Annotated in this window: 14 protein-coding genes; 3 read left to right on the top strand and 11 right to left on the bottom strand. The window is 32.5% G+C overall.

Annotation, left to right across the window (positions count from 1 at the left end; translation table 11 throughout):
* Positions 1-26: 26 nt before the first annotated feature.
* The 11 genes from ruvA to CFPG_RS02235 form a co-directional block, all read right to left on the bottom strand.
* Positions 27-617 carry a Holliday junction branch migration protein RuvA gene (gene ruvA / locus CFPG_RS02285; protein ID WP_012573421.1) on the bottom strand — a complete coding sequence of 197 codons (591 nt, stop codon included), beginning with the start codon at positions 615-617 and terminating at the stop codon, positions 27-29.
* Positions 617-4291, bottom strand: a complete 3675-nt coding sequence (gene metH / locus CFPG_RS02280; protein ID WP_012573420.1) for a methionine synthase — start codon at positions 4289-4291, stop codon at positions 617-619. The genes ruvA and metH overlap by 1 nt, the downstream gene beginning before the upstream one ends.
* 1099 nt (positions 4292-5390) lie before the next feature.
* A complete protein-coding gene (locus CFPG_RS02275) occupies positions 5391-6089 on the bottom strand; it encodes an SIR2 family NAD-dependent protein deacylase (RefSeq protein ID WP_012573419.1) in 699 nt (232 codons plus the stop codon).
* 223 nt (positions 6090-6312) lie between these two features.
* On the bottom strand, positions 6313-7815 hold the full coding sequence (gene dnaB, locus CFPG_RS02270; RefSeq protein WP_012573418.1) for a replicative DNA helicase: 1503 nt from the start codon (positions 7813-7815) through the stop codon (positions 6313-6315).
* 19 nt (positions 7816-7834) lie between these two features.
* The gene (gene trpA / locus CFPG_RS02265; RefSeq protein ID WP_012573417.1) at positions 7835-8605 is read right to left on the bottom strand and encodes a tryptophan synthase subunit alpha; all 771 of its coding nucleotides are present in this window, start codon (positions 8603-8605) and stop codon (positions 7835-7837) included.
* A gap of 15 nt (positions 8606-8620) precedes the next feature.
* Positions 8621-9235: a phosphoribosylanthranilate isomerase gene (locus CFPG_RS02260; protein WP_012573416.1), complete on the bottom strand. Its 615-nt coding sequence runs from the start codon at positions 9233-9235 to the stop codon at positions 8621-8623.
* A complete protein-coding gene (gene trpC, locus CFPG_RS02255) occupies positions 9232-10020 on the bottom strand; it encodes an indole-3-glycerol phosphate synthase TrpC (RefSeq protein ID WP_012573415.1) in 789 nt (262 codons plus the stop codon). The genes CFPG_RS02260 and trpC overlap by 4 nt, the downstream gene beginning before the upstream one ends.
* 17 nt (positions 10021-10037) lie before the next feature.
* Positions 10038-11063 carry an anthranilate phosphoribosyltransferase gene (gene trpD, locus CFPG_RS02250; RefSeq protein ID WP_012573414.1) on the bottom strand — a complete coding sequence of 342 codons (1026 nt, stop codon included), beginning with the start codon at positions 11061-11063 and terminating at the stop codon, positions 10038-10040.
* A gap of 33 nt (positions 11064-11096) precedes the next feature.
* Positions 11097-11681, bottom strand: coding sequence for an anthranilate synthase component II (locus tag CFPG_RS02245; protein WP_012573413.1), 585 nt, complete (start codon positions 11679-11681; stop codon positions 11097-11099).
* Positions 11682-12567: 886 nt separating this feature from the next.
* Positions 12568-13548 (bottom strand): flotillin-like protein FloA, encoded by a 981-nt coding sequence (gene floA / locus CFPG_RS02240; protein ID WP_012573412.1) that lies wholly within the window; start codon positions 13546-13548, stop codon positions 12568-12570.
* 17 nt (positions 13549-13565) lie between these two features.
* Positions 13566-14030 carry a hypothetical protein gene (locus CFPG_RS02235; RefSeq protein ID WP_012573411.1) on the bottom strand — a complete coding sequence of 155 codons (465 nt, stop codon included), beginning with the start codon at positions 14028-14030 and terminating at the stop codon, positions 13566-13568.
* A 480-nt stretch (positions 14031-14510) separates the two neighbouring features.
* Here CFPG_RS02235 and CFPG_RS02230 point away from each other — a divergent pair, with 480 nt between their 5' ends.
* From CFPG_RS02230 to mutS, 3 genes are all read left to right on the top strand, one after another.
* A complete protein-coding gene (locus tag CFPG_RS02230) occupies positions 14511-15242 on the top strand; it encodes a mechanosensitive ion channel family protein (protein WP_265348045.1) in 732 nt (243 codons plus the stop codon).
* Positions 15243-15307: 65 nt separating this feature from the next.
* Positions 15308-15832 carry a KdsC family phosphatase gene (locus CFPG_RS02225; RefSeq protein ID WP_012573409.1) on the top strand — a complete coding sequence of 175 codons (525 nt, stop codon included), beginning with the start codon at positions 15308-15310 and terminating at the stop codon, positions 15830-15832.
* A gap of 353 nt (positions 15833-16185) precedes the next feature.
* Entirely contained in the window at positions 16186-18831 is a 2646-nt protein-coding gene (gene mutS, locus CFPG_RS02220; protein ID WP_050720686.1) for a DNA mismatch repair protein MutS, read from the top strand.
* Positions 18832-18957: the final 126 nt, after the last annotated feature.

Raw genomic sequence — 18957 nt, 5'->3', positions numbered from 1 at the left:
TCCCTTGTCTCTTAACAAAGAGACACTTACAATAATTTTAACGCTTTTTTAATGATTTGTTCTATTGTTGTAGAACTTGAATTATTACTTACAATTTTATTGACCACTTTTTGTGAGGCCGATTGACTGAATCCCAACGTAATCAATGCAGTAATAGCTTCTTTAGTAATATTAGAAGAAATGTTTGTGATAATAGTATCACTAGAAGGAATATTGTCAGGTTTTACTTTATCTTTTAAATCAATGATAATTCTTTCAGCAGTTTTGTTTCCAATACCTTTTAGTGCCTGCAAAGCCGATACATTCCCAGAAAAAATAATTTCTTCCAATTCACAAACAGATAAGGATGATAAAACCATGCGTGCAATATTTGCTCCTACACCAGGTACTGAAATAAGATGAGTAAATAATTGTCTCTCTTTTTTGTCTATAAAACCAAAAAGTTGATGAGTTTCCTCTCTGATAACTTCATAAATATATAGCTTACAGCTTTTTATCTTAGTAAGTGAAAAATAGGTATTTAATGAAATGAAAAGCATATAACCTATATTACCTGTTTCAATTATTACTGAATCAGGAATTAATTCAACAATTTCACCTTTAATAAAATCTAACATTAGATTTCTATTTGTTCAGTTACAACTTCCCCCAGCCATTTTTTAGCTTCATTTACAGATATGCCTTTTCTTATAGCATAATCGGATAACTGCACATCATCTATTTTTCCAATGTGGAAATATTCTGCTTTTGGATGAGCAATATACATACCAGCAATCGATGCAGAAGGATAAATTGCTCCATTAGATGTTAACTTTACGCCTATTCTTTCCATTTTCAACAAGTCATTTATAATAAAATTAAGAGAAATATCGGGATGGACTGGATAACCTGAAGCTGGACGAATCCCTTGATAAGGTGCTTTTAACAACAGTTCTTTTGGAGTAAAAGATTCATTTGGAGCATATCCCCAATATTCCTTGCGAACTTTCTCATGCAAATATTCAGTCGCTGCTTCTACCAAACGATCGTACAAAATTTGCTCTAACATATTTTGATAATCATCTTTCGATAAGTGGATATTCGCTCCTGCCGTAACAACAAAAAAACCCATATAATCACCTTCTGGATTAATGAAATCAATCAAGGATTTATAAATATCATCTGCCCTCCTTTCCTGTTGCCGAAGTAAAGGAATATTTCTCTTTTCCACTATCAATGATTCGTTTTCCACTTTCACGGGATAAAGTCCAATAACTGCACGAACTGTTTGAAGATCGTCCTTGCTCCATATAGACAGCTGTCTTTGGGCTTCATTGATCAAGTGGATAGCTTTGTTAAACTTTTCTTGTTCATCTCCTAATACTTGTTTCTTTTCTCGAAAAAAAGATGCATATTGAACAGGAAATTTCCACGCTGCCAAAAATGCTGCCCAATTAATATAAGGCACAATATCTTTTATATGAATAAAATCTAAAACCTTTGTACCATTTAATATTGGTTTAGGAATATTATATTCCGTATACTTTATTTTTAGGGAGTGATTTCTAGCATAATCTAAAGAAACAAGCTCTTTCCGATTGGTCACATACTTACGTAAAGTATGATATGTATCTTTTATTTTTTTTATATAATCTTCTTTAGTAGATGAATTCACTAAATGATTGGCAGTCGGCACAGCTTTTGAGGCATCCGACACATGAATAACTGCTCCACGATACAAAGGATCAATTTTCAAAGCAGTATGCAATTTAGAAGTAGTTGCTCCACCAATTAACAAAGGAAGGGACAACCCGGCTTTTTCCATTTCTGATGCAACTATAGACATTTCCTGCAAACTAGGTGTAATTAATCCACTTAACGCAATTATATCTACGTGATATTCTTTTGCTTTTCGAACAATTTCTTCTGAAGGAACCATCACACCCATGTCTATAACTTCATAATTATTACAAGACAAAATAGTACTTGTAATATTTTTCCCAATATCATGTACGTCTCCTTTAACTGTAGCAAACAATATCTTACCAGATTTGACTATTTGTTCCTTTTTATTTGCCTCGAGATATGGTTGTAAAATATCTATTGCTTTTTTCATTATCCGTGCAGTCTTTACTACCTGTGGTAAAAACATTTGTCCTTTACCAAATAAATTACTAACCGTGTTCATCCCTTCCATCAAAGGTTGGTCTATTATATCCATTACTTGTGGATATATTTTTATAGCTTCTTGCAAATCTGTTTTTAAAAAATCATCTATACCTTTAATAACAGCATATTTCAATCTTTCTGTTACTGGTAAAATCCGCCATTCATTTTTCTTTTTACTACTTTTCTCCTCGTTAGATAAAACTGTTTGTTTTCGAATATATTCAGTCAAATTTTCCAACGCATGAGAAGAACGATTAAACAAAATATCCTCAATTAATTTTCTCAAATCCAATGAAATATTTTCTTGCATAAAATTTTCCATTGGATTAATAATTCCCATGTCCATGCCTGCATTGATAGCATGGGAAAGAAATACAGAGTGTATTGCTTGCCTCAAATAATTATTCCCGCGAAAAGAAAAAGATAAATTACTTATTCCTCCCGATACTTTAGCAAAAGGCAAATGTTTTTTTATCCACTTAATTGCTTGAATAAAATCCACGGCATAATTATTATGTTCTTCTATTCCCGTGGCAATTGCCAGTATATTTGGATCAAAAATAATATTTGAAGGTTGGAAATCAATTTTACTAGTCAATAGCTCGTACATACGAGCACAAACAGTTATTTTTCTGTTGAAATCACTTGCTTGACCCTTTTCATCAAAAGCCATAGCAATAACTGCTGCCCCATAAGACTTTACCTTTTGAGCTTTGTCCAAAAAATCATCCTCTCCATCCTTCAAACTAATAGAATTAACGATGGATTTACCTTGTAAACACTGCAATCCTGCTTCTATAACATTCCAATCCGAACTATCTATCATGATGGGTATAGAGGCAATATCTGGATCGGACGTTATTAGATTCAAAAAAGTAGTTATTTCTTGAATCCCGTTCAACAAACCATCGTCTACATTAACATCTAATACTTGAGCACCATTCTCTATTTGTTTTTGTGCAACTTTTAAAGCTTCTTCATAATTTTTTTCTCGAATTAATTGTAGGAATTTCCGACTACCAGCAACGTTGCAACGTTCACCAATAATAACAAAATTTGAACCTTTCTTTATTTCTTTACAATTTGAGTTTGTAGAAGAAATCCGTAAAATTTCCAATCCTGAAAGTATCAATTCAGTACTTTTAATAACAGGTACGCGAATGGATCTTTTACATTCATTCACTAGACGAGCAATTGCAGCAATGTGCTGTGGTGTTGTTCCACAACACCCTCCTACAATATTAACTAAACTTTCATCTATATATTCACGTATTTGTTCTGCCATCATTTCTGGTGTTTCATTGTACTTACCAAAAGCATTGGGTAATCCTGCATTAGGATAAGCACTTACATAACAAGGAGCGATCTGTCCCAATTTTTTAAGAAAAGGTTTCATAGTTCTTGCTCCGAACGAGCAATTCAATCCAATACTCAATAAATTTATGTGCGAAATCGATTCCAAGACAGCTTCTAAAGTTTGTCCCGAAAGAATACGTCCACTATTACCCGATAGAGTATAAGAGAGCATAAGTGGAAGTTCTTTCTTTGCAATTTTCATTTCATCTTCAGCAGCCATTAAAGCTGCCTTAACATTTAGAGTGTCAAAAGCTGTCTCAACAAGCAATATATCTACTCCACCAAAAATTAGAGCAGCAATTTGTTCACAATAAGCCTTATAAAGTTCAGTAAAAGTAATATTTCTATAACCAGGATTGTTTACATCAGGAGAGAGAGAAGAAGTTTTGTTTGTCGGGCCAATCGAGCCAGCTACAAAACGAGGTTTGTCCGGCGTAAGCTTTGTATATTTTTGGGCTACTTCTTTGGCTATTGTGGCAGCAGCTTTGTTTAAGCTCTCAACATGACTTTCTATACCGTAATCAGCCATAGATATAGCCGTCATATTCATAGAATTAGTTTCTATAATATCAGCTCCCGCTTCTAAATAAGCTTCATGAATAGATTGTATAATATCAGGACGAGTAATACATAGTATATCACTATTTCCGTACATTTCTCCCGACAAATGAGCAAATTGCAATCCACGATAATCTGTCTCTTTAAGTCTGTAATTTTGTATCATACTTCCCATTCCTCCATCAAGGAGAAGAATACGTTCTTGCAACAGTTGAGAGATAGAATTCATAAATTCACAGTATAATTTGATCTTCTTCGTAAATAAAACACCCAATAGCCTTCAATATTATAGGCGTGTAAGAAAAATTCATGAAGATATAGCCGATAAAAATAAATATACCCAAAAAAATATTTTAATGTAACAAGGAATTTACATTCCTTTTTTTGCCAAAAAAATCAATACGCCAATACCTTTATCTAAATCTATTATTATTAATAATAGATTTTAAATAGAGATTTTTTCTTTTGCCTAATCTTTCAAATTTAAACTTATACGTATAACATATTTTGTAAAAAAAAATCTTTCTTATATCAAGAATTTACTGTTTAGTAAACAGCTTGCTTCTATCGATTTACGAAAATATTGATAGAATCAATTGAACAATTGAAGAATAAAGTATGAGATTCTTCGAAACATATAACACACAGTGGTGTTTATAACATATAAAAAGTGAAGCGTAAACCTGTTTTGACGCTTTTTAAGTACTAATGGAAAATCTTCTTTCTCCAGCATACAAAATTATCAAAACTCAGGGAATAAAATGGTTGTAATGAAATTACAATACAGAATGCTAACTGAAATAAAGAAAAAAAAATTTGAAAAGGAAGATTATTTCAGTTATGAAATTATGATATCGAAAAAATAAAAATATGAAAATATAGTTAACATTTGTCAAAACTATATTTAGTTATTCGCTTCTTCTGAGAAGAAGCTTTTAGTGTACTGAAAAGGTTCAACTCCTAAATTTAAACAAAAACAACATAATTCTTCTGATTAACAAAATATTTATTAGATATAATCATATGTTTTAAAAAAACTCTTGTAAAAGAGTATTTATCTTTACAAGATATGAACAGTACAATTGAAGAATTGTGTAAAACTATAAAAACACTTAATTGGATATAGCTCATTTCATTATGTTAATAATAAAAAAAATGATTCACTCGCCGCATTTAAATCCCGAAACTAAAATTAATAGAAAAAATGAAGAAAAATATTAAATAAGATATTAAATAAGACTATAGGCAACTGTATGTTCTTACATACATTTTTTTAATTCTTTTAAAATCAAGTAGTGTGAAAAATAGTTTAGGAAAACCATTTTCCATTACTTGGATTTGAACCGCTCTTTCAAAAGAGCGAGTCCTTTGCTTGCCTTTTCTTGTATTACTTCTACATTGGCAGAGGGAAGGATAGGTATTTCAGCTGGGTCTATTAAATAAATAGCAGTATTTGCTTTTGCAAAATGAATTAAGTTGGCAGCAGGATAAACTTGCATAGATGTTCCAACAATAATAATAACATTGGCATTAGAAACCGCTAGGGTAGCATTTCCCATCTCTGGAACATCCTCTCCAAACCAAACAATAAATGGACGAAGTTGTGAGCCATCAACAGAAAGATCTCCCGGAAGGATATCATTGTAACCAATATCTATTATATGTTTTTTGTCTCTACCTTTTGAACTACACGCCTTGGTCAATTCACCATGTAAGTGAATAACATGACTGCTCCCTGCTCTTTCATGCAAATTGTCTATATTTTGGGTGATAACAGTAACATCAAAATCTTTTTCCCATTCGGCAATAATTCGGTGTCCCTTGTTTGGGGAAACGGAAGCAAGATGTTGACGACGTTCGTTGTAAAATTGTAGCATTAGACTCTGATTGACGCACCAACTATCGATGTGAGCCACCTGCATTACATTGTAATTATCCCATAAACCATTACTATCACGAAAAGTAGAGATGCCACTCTCCGCGCTCATCCCTGCTCCACTAAAAATAGCTATTCGTTTTCTATTCATATCTCAAACTTAAGAAATTCATTAACAAAATGAATGTAACGTAGAATAAATCTTCCAATATTTATGTGTTAAACATTTTTCCAGTTATTCGATAACTGTACTGTTTTTATATCAAAATCTCAAAAATAAACAACTTATTATTGGGATTAACAAAAACCCAATTACTGATATCCATTTTTTCATTTCTTACAGTATTTACTAACTCAATAAAAGGAGTGTGAGTTTAGAAAGGTAAATTTTCATTGGCTGATTCCGTTCGATGTTTTTGATGACAAATTTTTTCTTGTGAAATTGAATTTATTTGGCTATTCAAACGAGATTGATATTCCAATACGACTTGATCATCGTTCAAATTTTGAAAACGAATAAATTCTTGCTTGAAAGATAATAGAATGTCCCCCGTAGGTCCATTGCGATGTTTAGCAAGAATGATTTCGGCTTTGCCTTTCAAATCGTTACCTTGAGCATCTTCTAAAATTTTATACTGTTCTGGACGATGTATAAAACAAACCACATCAGCATCTTGTTCTATTGCTCCTGACTCACGCAAATCAGATAACTGCGGACGTCTACATTGGGAACGATTTTCTATGTTTCGATTCAGTTGGGAAAGAGCTATGATTGGTATATCAAGTTCTTTCGCCAGACTTTTCAGGGAACGGGAAATAAAACTGACTTCTTGTTCACGAATACTGAAGCTTATCCCACTAACATTCATCAACTGCAAATAGTCTACGAAAAGACACTGTACTTTGTATTCTTTAACTAAACGGCGAGCCTTGGTTCGAAATTCAAAAATTGAAAGACTAGGAGTATCATCTACATAAATAGGAGCATTGTAGAGTAGTTTTATTTTTTCTTCCAGCAGAACCCATTCATCTGATTTTAATTTCCCATTTTTGATTTTTTCACTGTCAATATTACTTACATTGACAATTAAACGATTAATTAACTGAATATTGGACATTTCTAATGAAAAAAAAGCTACAGGGATTTTTTTATCTATCGCCATATTTTTAGCCATAGACAAAACAAAAGCTGTCTTACCCATTGATGGACGACCTGCAATAATAATCAAATCAGACTTTTGCCATCCCAAAGTAAGGGCATCCAGTTCAGTAAACCCCGAAGGTAATCCAAATACTTTATCGGGGCGACTAGCATATGCTTTTATCAAAGCATATGCACCCATGACAATCTGGGCTATATGTGTAAGATCTTTTTTGATATTTTTGCGTGATAATTCAAACAGTTGTGCTTCTGCTTCCTGCATCAGATCACTCACATCAATGGTTTCATCGAAAGCTTTGTCGGTCAAACTAAATGAAAAAGAGATCAGTTCTCTAGCAAGAGATTTCTGTGCAATGATTCGTGCATGATATTCCAAATGTTCACTGGAAACCACTTTCTGTGTGATACTAGCAATATGGGACACCCCTCCCGCATCTTTCAATGTCCCATTACTCTTCAACTGTTCGATAACAGTGAGCATGTCAATAGCCTGCTCAGGCTTTCCTGCAAGATCTCGAATGGCAGTAAAGATCAGCTCATGGGTTTTATCATAGAAACTCTGAGGAGTCAGTATTTCACTAATCAGAGCATAGGAATCTTTCTCCAGCATCAGGGCACCAAGTACCGCTTCCTCCAATTCACGTGCCTGAGGCTGAATACGTCCTCCTACTGAAGTAGGAGATTTGGATGACTTTGGAGTGGATGGTAATTTCATCGGATAACTCGGATATATATTATTTTAATTCTGCAAGAAGTTTCTGTACTGCTTTTTTGGGATTATTTTCTTCCGCTAATAGGCTCACAAATTTACTCCCAATAATTACTCCAGAAGCGTTTTCAAGAGCAACAGTTAACGTTTCTTTATTTGAAATTCCAAAGCCAATCAATCGCGGATTTCGTAATTTCATACTGTTAATTCTACGAAAGTATTCCTGTTTTTGCTCATCAAAACTTTCTTGTATTCCAGTTGTTGCCGCACTGGAGACCATATAAATGAATCCTTCCACATTGCTGTCGATAAGACGAATTCGTTCTTCAGAGGTTTTTGGAGATATTAGCATAATCATTTTCAAATCATAAGCATCTGTAATGAATTTATATTCATTAATATATTCTTCAAAAGGCAAATCTGGAATGATTATACCTGAAATATCTATTTTGTGGCAATCTTCGCAAAAATTTTCAAAACCATACTGTATAATTGGATTTAAATAACTCATTATAATCAATGGAATTTGAATTTTACTCTTAATAGCTTCTAATTGCTTGAAAAGGATTTTCAGATTCATTCCATTTTGAATTGCTTTATAACTACTTGCTTGAATTACCTTACCATCTGCTATCGGATCAGAAAACGGGACGCCTACTTCTATCATATCAATACCATTTATTTGTAATTCTTTAATGATTTCTATAGTGTCGTTTAGTTGAGGAAATCCAGCAGTGAAATAAATAGAGACAATATTTCGCTGCCTATTTTGAAATAGAGTCGTTATTTTGTTCATATATATGATTATACACTAAATAAAATTAGAGATAAATGACTGAAGTTTGTCAATATCTTTTAACCCAGGTTTTATTTCAAATTGACTGTTTAAATCAATGCCATACAATTGAGGATTTTTTAGTTGTTTAATGGTTTCTACATCATTGTTACCAATACCTCCACTTAAGAAAAAAGGAATCTCTCCATAATAGGTGGAAAGTATTTGCCAATCAAACTTTGTCCCTGAACCACCATATTGAAAAGTTTTTGTATCAAAAAGAAAATAATCACAGACATTTTCATAAAAAATACAAGACATTAAATCTTCCTCCTCCTCTATCGAAAAAGCCTTTATCACTGTTATTCCCTGTTTTTTCAGTTCTTTGCACAACTGAGGAGATTCTACACCATGCAGTTGCACAATATTTATACCATATTGATTAATTGTGTCTAAAATATTTTTCAGCACTTCATCCACAAAAACAGCAACTAACTGAATATGTTTTGGAAGTTCAACAATTTTTATATCTACTTCTTTGACATAACGAGTAGATTTCTTATAGAAGATTAGCCCTATCATTTGGATAGGTAACCTGCTTAATGCTGCTATGTTTTCAGGATATTTCATCCCACAAACTTTTATCTTCATAATTGGTCAACAAATTCTTTTAGTGCTTGTACAGGATTTTCTGTTTTCATGAAATATTCTCCTATAAGAAATCCGTTAAATCCTTCTTTTTTCAAAATGGAAACAGTTTGTGGTTGTGAAAGTCCACTTTCTGAAATTTTTACGTATTCTTTTGGTATTTGGCATGCTAATTCAATAGTATATTGAATGTCTGTAACAAATGTTCTCAAATCACGATTGTTGATTCCTATTACATCTACATTGGATTGAATATAATCCAATTCTTCTTTATTGTGTATTTCTAATAAAACTTCCATATCTAGTTGATGAGCTATTTCTGTAAATCGGAATGACTCTTCAGTGGAAAGGAGAGAGGCTATCAAAAGAATTACATCTGCCCCCATTGCTTTAGATTGGTAAATTTGATATTCATCTATAATAAAATCTTTTCGCAGAATAGGTATTTTTGTAATGATACGACAAGCTGTAGAAAAATCATTCGGAGTAGCTCCGAAATACATTTCATCAGTAAGTACCGAAATAGTAGCAGCTCCAGTTATTTCATATCCCCGTACAATTGCTTCAATATCAGCATTTTGATTTATCCATCCTTTAGATGGCGAACATCGTTTGAATTCAGCAATAATACCTGTATTGGATTGCACTAATGATTGTTTGAAAGAGATCCCTTTGTAAGGATAAGTTTCCAAGTGTTTCTTTAAAATATCAAAAGAAAGTATTTCTTTTTGTCGAGCAACCTCAAGCTGTTTATTAGCACAAATAGTTTCGAGAATATTCAGTTTCATAATGCTATAAAAACATTTCAATTATTTATTTCCAAAAACTTCACTAATGTTTTTTGAGCTTTTCCTGAATCTATAGAATCTCTCGCTTTATCTATACAGGTTTGAATATCTAGATGTGGTTCAATAGTTCGAATAGCTATTGCCGCATTAATTATCACTACATTTTTCTGTGATTCTGTAGCTGTGTTATTTAACACATTATCAAATATTTTAGCAGCTTCACGAGGAGTATCTCCTCCGTAAAGTTCGGAAGGAGATACTTTTTGAAATCCTAAACTTTCTGGTGTATAAATGTTTTCTTCAAATGAATTAACAATTTTGAAAGTACCAGTTAGTGAAACCTCATCATATCCATCTAAACTATGTATAATTGAAAAATCATTACCACTTTCTTGATAAATATAATTATACAAACGTACCATCTTCAAATCATATACTCCCAATACTTGACGTTTAGGCATGAGTGGATTGATAATAGGTCCTAGTATATTGAAAAATGTACGAACTGCTAATGCTTTTCGGACTGGAACAACAGTTTTTAATGCCGGATTAAACAGAGGGGCATGTAAATAAGCAATATTAGTTTCTTCTAGAGAACGTATATGTAAATTCAAATCTTTAGAAAATCGTACTCCATGTTCTTCCATCACATTAGAAGCTCCGCTTATGGATGTAGATCCATAGTTGCCATGTTTTACAACTTTGCATCCTGCTCCTGCTGTTACAAAACAAGCGGCTGTTGAAATGTTGAAAGTATTTTTTCCATCCCCTCCAGTACCTACAATGTCTATTGGGTTATAATCTCTTAGTTTATCCATATTTACACACATTTCTAAAAGAGCCTCACGAAAACCGAGTATTTCTTCTACACTAATACTTCGCATAAAGTAGACAGTAATAAAGGCAGCTATTTGACTCTCGTTGTATTCGCCAGTTGCTATACGAGTTAACACTTCTTTAGCTTCGCTACGAGTTAAATATTGATGTTCAAACAAACAAGTTAGAACTGCTCTGAATCCTTTGGAAGGAGATTTGTTTCCCATGAAACAATTTATATACTATTATATTTATATACTTTATATACTGTTAAAGTTTGTTCCCAAAAGGAATTGCTTTACAATCTCTTCTCCTTTCGGAGTTAATATGGATTCAGGATGGAACTGTACCCCATAAACATCCCATATCTTATGTCTTAATGCCATAATGTGTCCATTAATGTCCTTTGCTGTGATTTGCAACTCTTTAGGAAAGTTACTCGCGTCTACTATCCATGAATGATATCTTCCCACTTCTATTTGTTCTGGCAGATTTGTAAAGATTCCTTCACGAATAATAATGTGAATAGGTGTTGAAACTCCGTGATATACATTTTCCAAATTAACCAATTTCCCACCAAAAGATTCTGCTATAGCCTGATGTCCTAAACAAACACCCAAAATAGGTTTTATAGGAGCAAAGTACTTTATTACAGGCAATAAAAGGCCCGCTTCAGATGGAACTCCTGGACCTGGAGAAAGTATAATTCGTTCAAATTTCTCTATTTCATTTAAACTAATTTTATCATTTCGATAGACCTCTATATCGTTATAGCCTAATCCTCTAACTAAGTGAACCAGATTGTAAGTAAAAGAATCGTAATTATCAAATATTAGTATTTTCACTCTTTTGTTGATTTCTTTATAGTCAAAAGTAGCATTTTTAGTTTAAAGTGAATAGCCAATGTAAAAGATATTTTGAAGAAAATTTTTCGTTGTTTTTTACATGAATAGAGTTACTATTTCTTATTCTCTATAAGAATACAACTCTTAGTCTCATAGTATTTTTTTATTTCTGATTTTAAGTTAATTATGAAAAAATTAGCTAGCGCACATTTATATTTACGTTTTTAATGCAAATTTTGATTGAAATAACTGGATCTTTAGAGATCTATAATCTCAATTTTTCCAAAAACATAAAGTCATGATATACAGTATTTTTTTTTTGTGAACAATATGCACTTATTCTCATTAATATTAATAATCCATAGGGAACCTAATAGCCCTTTAAGACAGCTTGTTTGATGTAAAGACAAATAGTCCATCGTTTTTAGTACAAAAGTTGTCTTCTTTGTATCTCTGACGCCTATCATAAAGTCCAAAATGACAGCTTAATTTCGAGTTTTCTCTGATTAGAATTATGTGGAATTGGTTAAAAATATAAACTTGCTTTTTCATCGAGCAACGTACCTTTTGTGAAAAAACAAAAACAATTCTATAGCAATTCAGCTAGCATTATTGCATTCATTTCTTGATATTATTTTCAACAAGTCTTTGTTTAACGTGTAATAGATTAAACCTCTGAAATAAAAGTTCACTTAAACATTGAAATTGTTGAAAATTATCTTTTGTATACTGTAGTATTCATCCAAAAATTACAATCACCATCTCTAAACGAAACAAAGTACTTATTCATGAGATTGCTCTGAATGTTCAGATTTTATGAACAAAAATCCTAATTTTATTTTAATAGACATTAAATCGATTGATTATAAATCAATTTATTATTGAGTTATTTTGCTGATTTTTGCGGTTTTGCAATAGTTTCTCGCATGTTTGTATCTGCTTGGATATTTTTCACTTTATAGTAATCCATAATGCCTAAATTCCCATTACGGAATGCTTCTGCCATTGCTTTCGGTACTTCCGCTTCTGCTTCTATTACCCTTGCACGTGCTTCTTCTGCTTTTGATTTCATTTCTTGTTCAGATGCCACAGCCATTGCCCGGCGTTCTTCTGCTTTTGCTTGTGCAATATTTTTATCAGCTTGAGCTTGATCCATTTGTAATTCTGCACCGATATTTTTACCTATGTCAATATCCGCCATATCAATGGATAGAATTTCGAATGCTGTCCCTGCATCTAAACCTTTTCTTAAAACCACTTTAGATATAGCATCTGGTGTTTCTAACACCTCTTTATGGGTTTCTGATGCACCAATAGAAGCAATTATTCCTTCACCTACTCGTGCAATTACAGTTTCTTCACCTGCACCTCCAACTAATTGTCTAATATTAGCACGAACTGTTATCCTAGCTTTTACCAAAAGTTGAATTCCATTTTTTGCTACCGCTGCAATAGGAGGTGTATCGATCACCTTTGGATTAACAGACATCTGTACTGCTTGAAATACATCACGTCCGGCCAAATCAATTGCAGTTGCCATTTGAAAAGTTAGAGCAATACTAGCTTTCTCTGCTGATACCAAAGCATGGACAACTCGTTCTACATGGCCTCCTGCCAAATAGTGTGCTTCCAATTGATCTCGAGTAATATTTTTTAAGCCGGCTTTGTGAGCTTCAACCATTGCATTTACAATTACTGGAGCTGGAACTTTTCTTAATCGCATTAGAAAAAGCTGCAGAAGAGAAATATCTACACCTGATGCTTTTGCAGTAATCCAAAGGACAAAAGGCACGTAATAAAAAAAGATGGATAATACAGTGACAGCTGCCATAACAAGTATTGTCCAAAGAAATAATGTTATTCCCATTTTGATTCTGAGTTAAATTATTTAATTTTCACAATTAGTTGAGTGGGATTTACCCTTACAACGATTATTTTAGTATTCTCATCAATAAAATTACTTAACGATTTACCCTCCATAAGTATATTATTTACCTCTACTTTCCCAATTGGATTAAGTCTGGAAACGGCTATTCCTTCATCTCCTTCAGAAATATCCGAAGTATTTTCGATAGCCACTGTAGATTCAATTTTAGTCTCCAACGCGATTTTATTCAACGATTTGGAATTAGTTGCATAAATAATGAAAGCAATAATAATAAGCAATGCAGAGCCTAAAGCAATTACTCCAGATCCAAATCCCAAATTATCAAATGCATAATGAATCCCTCCTATTGTAGAAAATATCCCAGCAATAGCCACAAACGTAATACCTGGAATAAGAAAAATTTCCAACAGTATTAAGACACTCCCTAATAAACAAAGGATAATGACAATTAGAATATCCATGTACATTGAAGTTAATTAAATTAGAAATATTATTACGCATGAAGTCCTATAAATAAAACTAGAATTGTGAATATCGAACTGCCATAGAGATTCCCCAAAAGTATATTCGTCTCCACTATATTTTTACCTACTCATGTTATCTATGGATAACAACAAAAATAGACAAGAATTGAAAAATGATGAAACATAAACATAAGAACCCCATCTTATATATTTATTTCAAGTTATTAAACATTGTACTACTTTTGCCACGTGTCTTCTTCGATTTTTAGAATTTCTAAAAAAACTACCCCTTCTGTAAATAAAATGTTTCGAATTTTAGTGAGAAAAAACATTTTTTTGTAGAAATACGAAAGAATTTAAAAAGAAAAATATTTTCCTCGGTTTACAAAAATGATATCTCTGAAATATATCTTTCTGAAAACAAATTCATGGACAAAATTATTTGACAATTTGTTACAGAAAGCTTTTTATCTTGGAATGAGGATAATTGGCTGTATTGTTATTTATATCGTTGGACGTAAAATAATTCATTATTTAAATCGACTTATTGATAAAGTGATGAATAACAAAAAACTTGATTCTTCTGTTGCTTCCTTTTTCAAAAGTTTGGCAAATATTCTCCTCACTATGATATTATTATTTTTAATTACAAATATTTTAGGAATCAATAATAGTTTTTTTATTACTTTACTGGCATCTATCGGTGTAACTTTTGGGATGGCATTGAGCGGAACGCTGCAGAATTTCTCTGGAGGTGTTGTAGTGTTACTCTTTCGTCCGTATAAAGTGGGTGATTATATTTTGATACAAGGACACGAAGGTATGGTAAGAGATATTCAAGTTTTTAATACAGTAATCGTTACATCGGATAATCGTACCATTTTTATTCCAAATGGTGGATTGAGTTCTAATGTAATTATTAATTATAGCGAACAAGATAAGCGAAGAATAGATTGGACATTTAGTATCGCTTATGGCAATGATTATGATAAAGTGAAACAAATCATATTAGACATTCTTATTGCTGATAGCAGAATTTTTGTTCAGCCTGCTCCCTCTGTTGTTTTGAAAGAGCTCAATGACAATTCTATAGACATTTGGGTATGTGCTTGGTTATTGTCAAAAAATTATTCTCCTGTTTATTTCAGTATTAACGAAAGTGTTTATAGAAATTTTGCGGCTAACAATATTGATATTCATTTCCAATGACTTACCATACATCGAGCAAGACAAGAGAAAAGTAAAAAATTTTATTTTTCATTTATCAGAAATTTATGAGCAATATCCTTTACGATTTAAAAAAGATAAAAGCTTTTGTTTTTGATGTAGATGGTGTATTATCTCCAGATAGTATTCCTTTTCATCCAAGTGGAAAGCCTATGCGTATCTTTAATACTAAAGATGGATATGCGATGCAATTAGCAGCTAAACAGAAATTTAGAATGGGAATTATTACCGGTGGAGATGGATTAGCTATATTTAAACGATTTAATTCGTTAGGGTTTCAGCATATATACCTGAAATCGATTCGCAAAATCGATGATTTTAACGACTTTCTTCAAAAAAGCAAGCTTTATCCCGAGGAAGTTTGTTATGTAGGAGATGATATTCCAGATTATGAAATTATGCAAGTAGTGGGACTTCCTGCTTGCCCTGTCAACGCTTCCGTTGAAATCAAATCAATTGCAAAGTACATTTCCTCTTGTAAGGGAGGATACGGAGTAGGTCGAGATATTATAGAACAAGTATTGAAAGTACAAGACAAATGGATGCAAAACAATGCTTTTAGCTCGTGGTAAATAATTGATAAAAGTCATGTGTCACATATACACACATAAATATAGGCACAACGAAATGAATAAGAGAATGATAAGCCATTCCCACTCGTCAGGCTTTAATTTATCAAGATAAATAATATGATTATAGATTGAATAGAAAAACCCATATAGGGAACTGAATAGCATTATGGTGCAGAAAATGAGCAAAATGAGAGTAAGTTTTATAAAAAGTTTTTCTATTTTACAGAAGGTGGAAAATTTAGTCATTAGAAGATCTCAATCTCATGAAATAAGACCGTCCCATTAAAGATACTTCATGAAAATCTTAAGAGGTAGTAATTTTAGCACGGATACTAATATTAATTATTATGTCTATACCTAAAGGAATTGTAAAAACTCCGTTAATGGAACAATATTTTGAAATTAAATCCAAATATCCAGATACAATTTTATTATTTCGTGTAGGCGACTTTTATGAAACTTTTGCAGATGATGCTATTGCGGCATCTGAAATATTAGATATTGTCTTGACTCATAGAGCCAACGGTTGTTGTCAAACTGTAAAGTTAGCTGGGTTTCCATACCATGCATTAGACACTTATTTGCCTAAACTAGTTAGAGCGGGGAAGAGAATAGCCATCTGTGATCAACTTGAAGATCCCAAAACAACTAAACGAATAGTCAAAAGGGGGGTTACTGAATTAATTACACCAGGTGTTTCCATCAATGATAGTATACTGAGCCATAAAGAGAATAATTTTTTAGCGGCTGTACATTTTGATAAAAATATTTGTGGGACCGCGTTTCTTGATATTTCTACTGGTGAATTTTTAACTACAGAAGGTAGTAGCAGTTATATAGATAAACTATTCAATCATTTTTCTCCTAAAGAAGTGCTTTTAGAACGAAACAAACGGGAAATATTTAAAAAAAATTTTGGAGAGAAACTGTTGACTTTTGAAATGGAAGATTGGGTATTTACCGAGGATACAGCGGAATGCCGTTTACACAAACAATTTGAGACAAAAAATTTGAAAGGTTTTGGTATACAACATTTGCCCAATGGGATTATTGCTGCAGGAGCTATTTTACACTATTTAGATTTAACACAACATGCATATACGAATCACATTTTTACTCTTACCAGAATTGAAGAAGAACAATATGTGCGTTTGGATAAATTCACTATTCATAGTTTAGAATTGTTGAATGTTATGAATGAAGGGGGAGGACAATCTTTGTTGAAAGTTTTAGATAAAACGGTCACTTCTGTAGGGGCCAGAATGTTAAGAAAATGGATAGTCTTCCCACTTAAAAAGATCGAGCAAATCGAAGGACGCCTTTCTATAGTAGAATATTTTCTGAAAAGTTCTACTGTAAAAGACTTATTGGAAAAACAACTCAATCAAATAAGTGATTTAGAGCGTCTCATTTCTAAGGTATCTGTTGGTAAGGCCAATCCTTATGAAGTTGCTCAAATTAAAATTGCTTTAGATGCTATTATTCCAATTAAGGAGATATGTTTAGATTGCTCTATAGGAAGTTTGAAACAAATTGGAGAACAATTAAATCTTTGTTCCGAAATTAGAGAAAAAATACAAAGAGAATTGTCCGCAGATCCTCCAGTGTTATTAAGTAAAGGTAATGTAATAGCTGAAGGAATAAATGGAGAATTGGATGAATTGAGACAAATCGTTTATTCGGGAAAGGATCATCTATTAAAAATACAACAGCGTGAAATTTTTCAAACAGGGATCCCTTCCTTGAAGGTAGGATATAATAATGTATTTGGTTACTATATAGAAGTTCGGCATTCTTATAAAAAGAAAATTCCTTCTAATTGGATTCGCAAACAAACCTTGGTTCATGCGGAACGCTATATTACGGAGGAACTCAAAATATATGAAGAAAAGATATTAGGAGCGGAAGATAGAATTATTGAAATGGAAACTGATATTTTTAATAGTCTTGTATCGAAGCTATCAAAATATATTATCCCAATTCAAATCAATGCTCGTCTAATTGCAGAAATAGATTGTCTGTTGTCTTTTGCTAAAATTGCTGAACAAAATCACTATGTTCGTCCACAGATAGATGCAAGTAGAATTATTGACATTAAAAAGGGGCGGCATCCAGTTATAGAGACTCAACTTCAACCTGACGAATTATACGTTCCCAACGATATTTATTTAGATAACGATAAACAACAAATTATTATCATTACTGGACCTAATATGGCAGGCAAATCAGCTTTGTTACGTCAGACTGCTTTGATTACTTTAATGGCACAAATTGGATCTTTTGTTCCCGCAGATTCAGCTCGAATAGGATGGGTGGATAAGATTTTTGCACGTGTAGGGGCTAGCGACAATATTTCTTTAGGAGAATCTACTTTTATGGTAGAGATGAGTGAAGCTGCTGATATTCTAAATAATCTTTCTGATAGAAGTTTAATAATTTTTGACGAATTAGGACGTGGCACTTCCACTTACGATGGAATTTCTATCGCTTGGGCTATTGTAGAATATATTCATGAACATCCCACATCTCATCCTAAAACTCTTTTTTCCACTCATTATCATGAACTAAACGAAATGGAGAAGTATTTTGAGAGAATAAAGAATTATAATATCTCAGTAAAAGAGATAGATAATAAAGTCATCTTCTTGCGGAAATTGGCAAGAGGTGGGAGTAAACATAGCTTTGGCATCCATGTTGCAAAGATGGCAGGAATACCTAAAAATGTTGTTCAAAGAGGACATGAAATCCTTTTTCAATTGGAAACAAATAACCAAAAAAAAGGGATCGTTCCTTCAACAAAACAACTTTTGGAAGACCATAATAGCTACCAGCTGAGCTTTTTTCAATTGGATGATCCTGTACTTTCACAAATTAGAAATGACATAGTGCAATTAGATATTAATAACTTAACACCTATAGAAGCTCTGAATAAATTGAATGATATAAAGCGAGTTATAAAAGGAGACAACAAGGCTAGCGGAATTTTTATAGAAAACTGAAAATTTAATTATCGTCAATAAAGCTTGCTGGATTCTTAAATACCTATAAGACTTATTAAGAAGCAAATTGATTGATTGATTTTTTGATTTGAAAAAGTACAACTACACATTTTTGAGTAAAAAAAA

It is taken from the genome of Candidatus Azobacteroides pseudotrichonymphae genomovar. CFP2 (genome assembly GCF_000010645.1).
Taxonomy (GTDB): domain Bacteria; phylum Bacteroidota; class Bacteroidia; order Bacteroidales; family Azobacteroidaceae; genus Azobacteroides; species Azobacteroides pseudotrichonymphae.
Note: the sequence above shows the minus strand (reverse complement) of the source record. Positions and strands in the feature narration are given on the sequence as shown.

Coding starts and splice junctions, on each gene's coding strand:
- CFPG_RS02230 (WP_265348045.1), top strand. CDS start 14,511: ATGAGGATAATTGGCTGTATTGTTATTTATATCGTTGGACGTAAAATA.
- CFPG_RS02225 (WP_012573409.1), top strand. CDS start 15,308: ATGAGCAATATCCTTTACGATTTAAAAAAGATAAAAGCTTTTGTTTTT.
- trpA (WP_012573417.1), bottom strand. CDS start 8,605: ATGAACAAAATAACGACTCTATTTCAAAATAGGCAGCGAAATATTGTC.
- metH (WP_012573420.1), bottom strand. CDS start 4,291: ATGAATTCTATCTCTCAACTGTTGCAAGAACGTATTCTTCTCCTTGAT.
- CFPG_RS02235 (WP_012573411.1), bottom strand. CDS start 14,030: ATGGATATTCTAATTGTCATTATCCTTTGTTTATTAGGGAGTGTCTTA.
- trpD (WP_012573414.1), bottom strand. CDS start 11,063: ATGGGAAACAAATCTCCTTCCAAAGGATTCAGAGCAGTTCTAACTTGT.
- trpC (WP_012573415.1), bottom strand. CDS start 10,020: ATGAAACTGAATATTCTCGAAACTATTTGTGCTAATAAACAGCTTGAG.
- floA (WP_012573412.1), bottom strand. CDS start 13,548: ATGGGAATAACATTATTTCTTTGGACAATACTTGTTATGGCAGCTGTC.
- dnaB (WP_012573418.1), bottom strand. CDS start 7,815: ATGAAATTACCATCCACTCCAAAGTCATCCAAATCTCCTACTTCAGTA.
- CFPG_RS02260 (WP_012573416.1), bottom strand. CDS start 9,235: ATGAAGATAAAAGTTTGTGGGATGAAATATCCTGAAAACATAGCAGCA.
- CFPG_RS02275 (WP_012573419.1), bottom strand. CDS start 6,089: ATGAATAGAAAACGAATAGCTATTTTTAGTGGAGCAGGGATGAGCGCG.
- ruvA (WP_012573421.1), bottom strand. CDS start 617: ATGTTAGATTTTATTAAAGGTGAAATTGTTGAATTAATTCCTGATTCA.